At 60.5% G+C, this 9,354-nt stretch carries 6 protein-coding genes, 1 tRNA gene and 2 rRNA genes; 2 read left to right on the forward strand and 7 right to left on the reverse strand.

The window, feature by feature from the left end; all coding sequences use genetic code 11:
* Positions 1 to 21 precede the first annotated feature (21 nt).
* Both edd and ACJ8IL_RS09295 read left to right on the forward strand, forming a co-directional pair.
* A complete protein-coding gene (edd, locus tag ACJ8IL_RS09290; RefSeq protein WP_197780921.1) occupies positions 22 to 1,836 on the forward strand; it encodes a phosphogluconate dehydratase in 1,815 nt (604 codons plus the stop codon).
* A 54-nt stretch (positions 1,837 to 1,890) separates the two neighbouring features.
* Positions 1,891 to 2,532 (forward strand): bifunctional 4-hydroxy-2-oxoglutarate aldolase/2-dehydro-3-deoxy-phosphogluconate aldolase, encoded by a 642-nt coding sequence (locus ACJ8IL_RS09295; protein ID WP_025304481.1) that lies wholly within the window; start codon positions 1,891 to 1,893, stop codon positions 2,530 to 2,532.
* Between the two features lies 1 nt (position 2,533).
* On the opposite strand, the gene aceK is transcribed toward ACJ8IL_RS09295, so the two are convergent.
* From aceK to rrf (ACJ8IL_RS09330), 7 genes are all read right to left on the reverse strand, one after another.
* On the reverse strand, positions 2,534 to 4,288 hold the full coding sequence (aceK, locus tag ACJ8IL_RS09300) for a bifunctional isocitrate dehydrogenase kinase/phosphatase (RefSeq protein WP_151428178.1): 1,755 nt from the start codon (positions 4,286 to 4,288) through the stop codon (positions 2,534 to 2,536).
* Positions 4,289 to 4,357: 69 nt separating this feature from the next.
* A complete protein-coding gene (aceA, locus tag ACJ8IL_RS09305; protein WP_025304483.1) occupies positions 4,358 to 5,665 on the reverse strand; it encodes an isocitrate lyase in 1,308 nt (435 codons plus the stop codon).
* Between the two features lie 41 nt (positions 5,666 to 5,706).
* Complete coding sequence (aceB, locus tag ACJ8IL_RS09310) at positions 5,707 to 7,305, reverse strand: malate synthase A (protein ID WP_197780923.1); 1,599 nt, start codon at positions 7,303 to 7,305, stop codon at positions 5,707 to 5,709.
* Between the two features lie 374 nt (positions 7,306 to 7,679).
* Positions 7,680 to 8,609, reverse strand: coding sequence for a homoserine O-acetyltransferase MetA (gene metA / locus ACJ8IL_RS09315; RefSeq protein ID WP_063988506.1), 930 nt, complete (start codon positions 8,607 to 8,609; stop codon positions 7,680 to 7,682).
* A gap of 382 nt (positions 8,610 to 8,991) precedes the next feature.
* A 5S ribosomal RNA gene (rrf, locus tag ACJ8IL_RS09320) occupies positions 8,992 to 9,107 on the reverse strand.
* Positions 9,108 to 9,152: 45 nt separating this feature from the next.
* A tRNA-Thr gene (locus tag ACJ8IL_RS09325) sits at positions 9,153 to 9,228 on the reverse strand.
* A gap of 14 nt (positions 9,229 to 9,242) precedes the next feature.
* Positions 9,243 to 9,354: ribosomal RNA gene (gene rrf, locus ACJ8IL_RS09330) — 5S ribosomal RNA — on the reverse strand; the annotation flags it as partial.

Here is a 9,354-nt window from a genome sequence, read left to right on the forward strand (position 1 = left end):
CAACAGCAATGTGAGGAAGGCATGATTAATCCAACCTTGTCCCGTGTCACACAGCGCATCATCGACCGTTCCCAGGCCAGCCGCGCCGCCTATCTGGCGCGTATCGAGGCGGCCCGCGCCCAAACCGTCCACCGCGCGCAGCTCGCCTGCGGCAACCTGGCCCACGGCTTCGCCGCCTGTCAGCCTGATGACAAGGCGTCGCTGAAAAACATGGTGCGCAGCGATATCGCCATCATCACCGCCTATAACGACATGCTGTCGGCCCACCAGCCGTACGAACACTACCCGCAGCGGCTGAAGCAGGCGCTGAAAGCGGTCGGCGCCGTAGGCCAGGTGGCCGGCGGCGTGCCGGCGATGTGCGACGGCGTGACGCAGGGGCAGGACGGCATGGAGCTGTCGCTGATGAGCCGTGACGTGATCGCCATGTCGGCCGCCGTCGGCCTGTCGCACAATATGTTCGACGGCGCGCTGTTCCTCGGCATCTGCGACAAGATCGTGCCGGGGCTGGTGATGGCCGCCCTCTCCTTCGGCCACCTGCCCGCGCTGTTCGTGCCGGCCGGCCCGATGAGCAGCGGCCTGCCGAACAAGGAAAAAGTGCGCGTGCGCCAGCTGTACGCCGAGGGCAAGGCCGACCGTTTGGCACTGCTGGAGGCCGAGGCGGCCTCTTATCACGGCATCGGCACCTGCACCTTCTATGGCACCGCCAACACCAACCAGATGGTGATGGAAGTGATGGGTCTGCATCTGCCGGGCGCCTCCTTCGTCCATCCGGACACGCCGCTGCGCGACGCGCTGAACGACGCCGCCGCGCGCCAGGTGACCCGACTGACCGATACCGCCGGCAACTACCTGCCGATCGGCCGCCTGGTGGACGAGAAAGTGGTGGTGAACGGCATCGTCTCGCTGCTGGCCACCGGCGGCTCCACCAACCTGACCATGCATCTGGTGGCGATGGCGCGGGCGGCGGGCATCATCATCACCTGGGACGATTTCTCGGAGCTGTCGGAGGCGGTGCCGCTGCTGTGCCGCATCTACCCGAACGGCCCGGCCGACATCAACCAATTCCAGGCCGCCGGCGGCGTGCCGCTGGTGGTGCGCGAACTGCTGCAACACGGCCTGCTGCACGAAGACGTGCACACCGTGGCCGGTTTCGGCCTGCGCCGCTACACCCAGGAACCGTGGCTGGACAACGGCCAATTGGTATGGCGCGAAGGCGTGGCCGGCTCGCTCGACGCCAGCGTGATCGCCAGCGTCGCTCAGCCGTTCGAACATCATGGCGGCACCAAAGTGATGGCCGGCAATCTGGGCCGCGCGGTGATGAAAACCTCGGCGGTGCCCGCCGATAACCAGATCATCGAAGCGCCGGCGGTGGTGTTCGACAGCCAGCACGATATCGTGCCGGCGTTCGAAGCCGGCAAGCTGGATCGCGATTGCGTGGTGGTGGTGCGCTTCCAGGGGCCGCAGGCCAACGGCATGCCGGAGCTGCACAAGCTGATGCCGCCGCTGGGCGTGTTGATGGATCGCGGCTTCAAAGTGGCGCTGGTGACCGACGGCCGCCTGTCCGGCGCCTCCGGCAAGGTGCCTTCCGCCATTCACGTCACCCCGGAAGCCTATACCGGCGGCCTGCTGGCGAAAGTGCGCGACGGCGATCCGATCCGCGTCAACGGCCGCAGCGGCGAGCTGCAGGTGCTGGTCGACGCCGACGAGTTGGCCCAGCGCGCGCCATGCCAGCCCGATCTGAGCGCCGAACACATCGGCTGCGGCCGCGAGCTGTTCGGCGCGTTGCGCAGCCAGCTGTCAGGCGCCGAGCAGGGCGCCTGCTGCATCAAATTTTAATCGATAGCCTGGCCGCATCGCCGCCTGGCGGCGGCCACAGAGGAGAACGTCAGCATGAACAAGTGGACAACAAGCGCCGAGCAGATCCTGACGGCGGGGCCGGTGGTGCCGGTCATCGTGATCAACAAGCTGGAACATGCGGTGCCGTTGGCGAAAGCGCTGGTCGCCGGCGGCGTACGGGTGCTGGAGGTGACGCTGCGCACCGCCTGCGCCATGGACGCCATTCGCGCCATCGCTCAAGAGGTGCCGGAAGCGATCATCGGCGCCGGTACGGTGATCAATCCGCAGCAGCTGCGGGAAGTGACCGAAGCCGGCGCGCAGTTCGCCATCAGCCCAGGATTGACCGACGAGCTGCTCAAGGCGGCCACCGCCGGGTCCATTCCGCTGATTCCGGGCATCAGCACCGTTTCCGAACTGATGCAGGGCATGGATTACGGCCTGCGCGAGTTTAAATTCTTCCCGGCGGAAGCCAACGGCGGCGTAAAAGCGCTGCAGGCGATCGGCGGCCCGTTCCCGCAGGTGCGTTTCTGCCCGACCGGCGGCATCTCGCCGGACAATTACCGCAGCTATCTGGCGCTGAAAAGCGTGCTGTGCATCGGCGGCTCCTGGCTGGTGCCGGCGGACGCACTCGAAAGCGGCGACTACGCGCGCATTACCGAACTGGCGCGCGCCGCCGTCGCGGGCGCCCAGGCCTGATTTACATCGCAGCGGTGGCGGCCGGCAGCGCCGCCCCGCTGCGCTGGCTGAACCGCTGCTTCTTGCGATAAGCAAATACGTCTTCCACATGCCCTTCGCGGATGCGCTGCTGCAACCCGCGCCAATACTCCGCGGTAAACAGATCGCTGTGCAACTCTTCAAACACCTGCCGAATGCGCCGATCGCCGCACAGGAAGTGGCGGAACTCTTCCGGGAACACATCGTTGGGCGCGATGCTGTACCACGGCTCGCTGGCCAGCTCGTCCTCCGGATAACGCGGCGGCGGAATGTCGCGGAAGTTGACCTCGGTCATGTAGCAAATTTCGTCGTAGTCGTAGAACACCACCCGCCCGTGGCGCGTCACGCCGAAGTTCTTGAACAGCATATCGCCGGGGAAAATATTGGCGGCGGCCAACTGCTTGATCGCGTTGCCGTACTCTTCAATCGCATCGCGCATTTGCTGGTCGTTGGCCTGCTCCAGATACAGGTTCAGCGGCGTCATGCGCCGTTCCATATACAGGTGTTTGATCACGATGCGATCGCCGAGATCTTCCAGCTTGTCCGGCACTTCGCGCCGAAGCTCCGCCAACAGCTCAGGGCTGAGACGCGCCTTGTCGACGACGAAATTCTCGTACTCCTGGGTATCCGCCATGCGCCCGACGCGATCGTGCTCTTTCACCAGCTGATAGCAAGCCATCACCTGCGCCTGCGTCACCTCTTTTTGCGGGGCGAATTCGTCTTTGATCACTTTAAACACCCGATCGAAGGACGGCAGAGTGAACACCAGCATCACCATGCCCTTCACGCCCGGCGCGATGATGAACTGTTCCTGTGAGTGCGCCATAAAGGTCAGGTATTCGCGATAGCATTCGGTTTTACCGTGCTTCTGGCAGCCGATCGCCATGTACAGCTCGGCGGTGGTTTTGCCCGGCAGGATCTCGCGCAGCCACTCCACCATCGCCGCCGGCAGCGGCGCGTAGACCATGAAATAAGAGCGGGCGAAGCCGAAGACAATGCTGGCCTCGGCCTTGCCAGTCAGGCAGGCATCGATAAACAGCGCGCCCGACTCGCTGTGGTGGATCGGGAGCAAGAACGGATAAACACCGTCGGCCAGGCGCAGCTTGCCGACCAGCCAGGCGGCCTTGTTGCGATAGAACAGTTCGTTGGCTATCTGGAAGGTTGCGCCCGCCAGCTGCGGTGCGCTGAAGGCGCGTTGCAGCGCCTGAGTGATGTCGCGAATATCGCGCGCCAAGTCCTCCCACGGCAGCCGCAGCGGCAGATCGCTCAGCACGCTGCGCAGCATCGCCGGCAGATCGCCATTGGGGGTGAAATCGCGTGCCAGCGGACGCGGTATGTCGCGAAAGCGCCGTTCCGGCTGCGAACTGAAGACGAACAGCTTGTCCGGCGTCAGATCGCGGTGCTTGAACAGCCGGCAATAGACCGAGTTAAAGAAGCTTTCGGCGATCTCGAAACGCGGATAGTCCGGCAGCAGGTCGATATAAACCGCTTTAACCCGGCTGGGGAAGTCGGCGTCGAAGTATTTCTGCCCGGTGATGCATTTGAGCTGCTCCACCACCAGGCCGACGTGATGGTCATACAGATGGATGCGCTTTTTCATCGCCTGCTGCACCGCCGGCCAGTCCGCCTGCTCGAAGCGCTGCTGCGCGCCGGCGGTCACTTCCAGAAAGCGGCCGTACTGCGCATCGAAGCCCTGCAGGATCGTCTGTGCGATCAACAACTCCAGTTTTGCCGCCATCCTTACCCCCGCCAGAAAAAGAAGCCTGCGCATGCAGGCTTCGGGTGAAACGTCTTCAAGCTTGCCGCATCAGAACTGCTGTTCTTCCGTCGAACCGGTCAGCGCGGTGACCGAAGAGGCGCCGCCCTGAATGACGGTGGTGACCTTGTCGAAGTAGCCGGTGCCCACCTCCTGCTGGTGCGACGCGAAGGTGTAACCGCGATCCACCGCGGCGAACTCCGCCTGCTGCACCTTCTCGACGTAGTGTTTCATCCCCTCGCCCTGTGCATAGGCGTGCGCCAGGTCGAACATGTTGAACCACATGCTGTGGATGCCCGCCAGCGTGATGAACTGATACTTGTAGCCCATGTCCGACAGCGCCTGCTGGAAGCGAGCGATGGTCTGATCGTCGAGGTTCTTCTTCCAGTTGAACGATGGCGAGCAGTTGTAGGCCAACAGCTTGCCTGGATATTTGGCGTGGATGGCGTCGGCGAAGCGCTGGGCGGCATCCAGATCCGGCGTTGAGGTTTCGCACCACACCATATCGGCGTAAGGGGCATAGGCCAGGCCGCGGCTGATCGCCTGTTCGACGCCGGCATGGGTGCGGAAGAAGCCTTCCGCCGTACGCTCGCCAGTGACGAAGGCGCTGTCATACGGATCGCAGTCAGAGGTCAGCAGGTCGGCCGCATCGGCGTCGGTACGGGCGATCACCAGCGTCGGCACGCCGAGCACGTCGGCCGCCAGGCGCGCGGCGACCAGTTTCTGGATCGCTTCTTGCGTCGGCACCAGCACTTTGCCGCCCATATGGCCGCATTTCTTCACCGCCGCCAGCTGATCTTCGAAGTGCACCCCGGCGGCACCGGCGGTAATCATCGCTTTCATCAGCTCAAAGGCGTTCAACACGCCGCCGAAGCCGGCTTCCGCATCGGCGACGATCGGCAGGAAATAATCGGTGTACCCTTTGCTGCCCGGCTCAATCTGGTTCGCCCATTGGATCTGATCGGCACGGCGGAAGGTGTTGTTGATGCGCTCGACCACCTTCGGCACCGAGTCCACCGGATACAGCGATTGGTCAGGGTACATGGCCGCCGCGCTGTTGGCGTCGGCCGCCACCTGCCAACCGGACAAGTAGATGGCCTCGACGCCGGCTTTGGCCTGCTGCAGCGCCTGGCCGCCGGTCAGCGCGCCCAGGCAGTTCACGTAGCCTTTGCGCGCCTTGCCGTTCAACAATGCCCACAGTTTGGCGGCGCCGTTTTGTGCCAGGGTGCATTCCGGGTTGACCGAACCGCGCAGGTTGATCACGTCTTCGGCGCTATAGGGGCGGGTAATGCCTTCCCAACGGGCCGATTTCCATTCCTGTTCCAACTGCTGGATCTGTTGAGAGCGAGAGGTAGACATAATTTTTATCCTTTCAGTCATGTAGGGTTGATTGGGAAAATTCAGGCCAGCAGCTCATAGCCGGGCAGCGTCAGGAAATCGATTAATTCATCTTGCGTGGTGATGCGCTCCATCAGGCTCGCCGCCTCTTCGAACCGGCCGGCGTTAAAGCGCGCTTCCCCTACTTCTTCACGCACCACCAACATCTCTTCTTGCAGCATCTGGCGGAACAGCGCCTTGGTGACCGGGCGCCCGTCGTTCAGGCTCTTCTCGTGGTGGATCCACTGCCAGATAGACGTGCGGGAGATCTCCGCCGTCGCCGCATCCTCCATCAAACCGTAAATCGGCACGCAGCCGTTGCCGGAGATCCAGGCTTCAATGTACTGCACCGCCACGCGGATATTGGCGCGCATCCCTGCTTCGGTGCGTTCGCCGTCGCACGGTGCCAGCAGCTGTGCGGCGCTGATCGGCGCATCCTGCTCACGCAGCACGTCCAGCTGGTTTTGACGATCGCCCAATGCGTTGCCGAACACCTCCATCACCGTGTCCGCCAAGCCCGGGTGCGCCACCCAGGTGCCGTCGTGGCCATTGTTGGCCTCCAGCTCTTTGTCCGCCCGTACCTTGTTCAGCACCCAGGCGTTTTTTTCGGCGTCTTTGCTCGGGATAAACGCCGCCATGCCGCCCATGGCGAACGCGCCGCGCTTATGACAGGTTTTGATCAACAGGCGCGAATAGGCGCTGAGGAAAGGTTTTTCCATGGTCACCGACTGACGATCCGGCAGCACGCGATCGCCGTGGTTCTTCAGCGTTTTGATGTAGCTGAAGATGTAATCCCAACGGCCGCAGTTCAGACCGACGATGTGATCGCGCAGGTGGTAGAGGATCTCGTCCATCTGGAACACCGCCGGCAAGGTTTCGATCAGCACGGTCGCCTTAATGGTGCCGCGCGGCAGATCGAAACGATCCTCGGTAAAGCTGAAGACATCGCTCCACCAGGCCGCTTCCTCCCAGGACTGGGTTTTCGGCAGGTAGAAATACGGGCCGCTACCCTTGGCCAACAGCTGGCGATAGTTGTGGTAGAAGTACAGCGCGAAATCGAACAGGCCGCCGGGGATGGCTTCATCACGCCACAAGACGTGTTTCTCCGGCAGGTGCAAGCCGCGCACGCGAGCGATCAACACCGCCGGATTCGGTTTCAGCTGGTAGATCTTGCCGGCTTCATTGGTGTAGGAGATGGTGCCGTTAACCGCATCGTGCAGATTGATTTGACCGTCGATGACTTTGTCCCAGCTTGGCGCCAGCGAGTCTTCGAAGTCCGCCATAAACACTTTTACGTTGGCGTTCAGCGCATTGATCACCATCTTGCGCTCGACCGGCCCGGTGATCTCGACCCTGCGGTCACGCAAGTCTTGCGGAATGCCGCGGATTTGCCAGTCACCTTTACGAATGGAAGCGGTTTCCGAAATAAACCCCGGCAGTTCACCGCGATCGATATTTTGTTGCCAGCGGACACGCGCCGCCAGCAGCTCGTTGCGCCGCGGCGTGAATTTCCCCACCAGGTCCGCCAGGAATTCAACCGCTTCATCCGTTAACACCTGGCGCTCCGCTGCGGCGAAACCCTGCGTAAACCTTAATTCCGTGCCTGCTATCTGTTGCGTCATGACCTTGCTCCTTCCCATCGTTGCGCCCGCGCGACCGGCGCATTTTCATCAGAAATCACTGTGGATCAGGGCGGATGAAACGATCCTCAACTGGTCAGATCTCATCCCGATAGCTCTAAGAATACTCAACAAAAAATAAAAATCAAAAACCATTTCCATTTTATTATTAAATATTTTATTAACACTTTATTATCAATTAGTTAGGGTAAATAACACGGTCAACAGGTAAGGAAATCGGTTCCAATAGAATTGCAAAGACGGACTAACGCTTTGTTAGGCAATGGTTTTTTAGGAAAATTGACGGGTAAAAAGAGGATCGGGCAGAGGATGAGCAGTGCGGCGGCCTCGATTCAGCCGCCGGCAGGCAGAAAAGATCAGTCGAGCGTCGGATTCATATGGCGCAGATCGTAAGGCGTGATCTGGTAGACGTAATAGTTGAGCCAATTGGAAAACAGCAGGTGGCCATGGCTGCGCCAGGTGGCTTTCGGTGTCAGTGCGGGGTTGTCATCGGGGAAATAGTTGAGCGGTACGGCAGGATCGAGGCCAGCTTCGTTGTCGCGACAATACTCTCCTGCCAGGGTCAACGTATCGTATTCCGGATGGCCGGTGACGAACGCCAGGCGCTTATCCCTGCTGGCGAACAGGTAGGCGCCGGCCTGCTCGGATTCGGCCAGGATGTCCAGGTCGGTATATTGGCGAATCACCTCGGTCGGGAAATCGGCATAGCGTGAATGCGGCGCCAGGAAGCTTTCGTCGAAGCCGCGCGTCAGCAACGCATGCTGCTGTAGCGTTTGGTGCGGATAAACCCCGGAGAGCTTCACCTCGCGCGTCATCTTGGGAATGCCGTACAGAATATTCAACGCCGCCTGTACCGCCCAGCACACGAACAGCGTGGAGGTAACGTGGTTCTTAGCCCAGTCGATCACCCGTTCGATCTGCGGCCAGTAGGCAACATCGCAGAAATCGACCAGCCCCAGCGGCGCGCCAGTGACGATCAAACCATCGAAGTTCTCATTCTGAATATCCTCGAAGTCGCAGTAGAAGTTATTCAGATGCTCGGCCGGCGTATTCTTCGATTCGCGGCTGTCGATGCGCAGCAGCTGGATATCAATCTGCAGCGGCGAGTTGGAAAGCAGGCGCAGAAACTGGTTTTCCGTTTCGATCTTCTTTGGCATCAGATTAAGGATCAGCACTTTCAGCGGCCTGATTTCCTGTGTTTTTGCCCGCGAAGATGTCATCACGAAGACATTCTCACCGCGCAAGAAATTGACCGCAGGTAACTCATCAGGAACACGAATCGGCATTGCTTAACCCTCACACATCCATTTATACGTTTAGACTTCTAGATGCCCGAAGATAGCGTTTTTTTCCGTCGCTGTCGAGCATTCAGCGGAAAGGTGAAAATGTTTCATTGCGCGAACTGCGTCAGGATCTTTGGCAGGGAGGATGAGAGGTACTGAAAGCAAAAAGGCCATCCTTTCGGATGGCCTCTTGGCTTATTTGATGCTTGGCAGTGTCCTACAGTATTCGTCTCATCCTGAGACTCTCCCCTGCGGGGCCGCCGCAAGCGGCGTTAAGGCCCGTTCCCGACGGGCCTTTCGCATGCCCATGCTCGAGCAGAACACCAAATAACAGACAAAACAAAAAGCCCCATGCTTTCGCATGAGGCTTGTTGTTTTATTTGATGCTTGGCAGTGTCCTACTCTCGCATGGGGAGACCCCACACTACCATCGGCGCTACGGCGTTTCACTTCTGAGTTCGGCATGGGGTCAGGTGGGACCACCGCGCTATTGCCGCCAAGCAAATTCTTTTTTCTGCCGAACTTCTAAACCCACTTTAAATAAAGTGGTGCTGATACCCAGAGTCGAACTGGGGACCTCACCCTTACCAAGGGTGCGCTCTACCAACTGAGCCATATCAGCACGCTTAATTTGATGCCTGGCAGTGTCCTACTCTCGCATGGGGAGACCCCACACTACCATCGGCGCTACGGCGTTTCACTTCTGAGTTCGGCATGGGGTCAGGTGGGACCACCGCGCTATTGCCGC

The sequence above is a fragment of the Serratia sp. CY47444 genome, assembly GCF_052168635.1.
In the GTDB taxonomy this organism is placed as follows: Bacteria; Pseudomonadota; Gammaproteobacteria; order Enterobacterales; family Enterobacteriaceae; genus Serratia; species Serratia bockelmannii.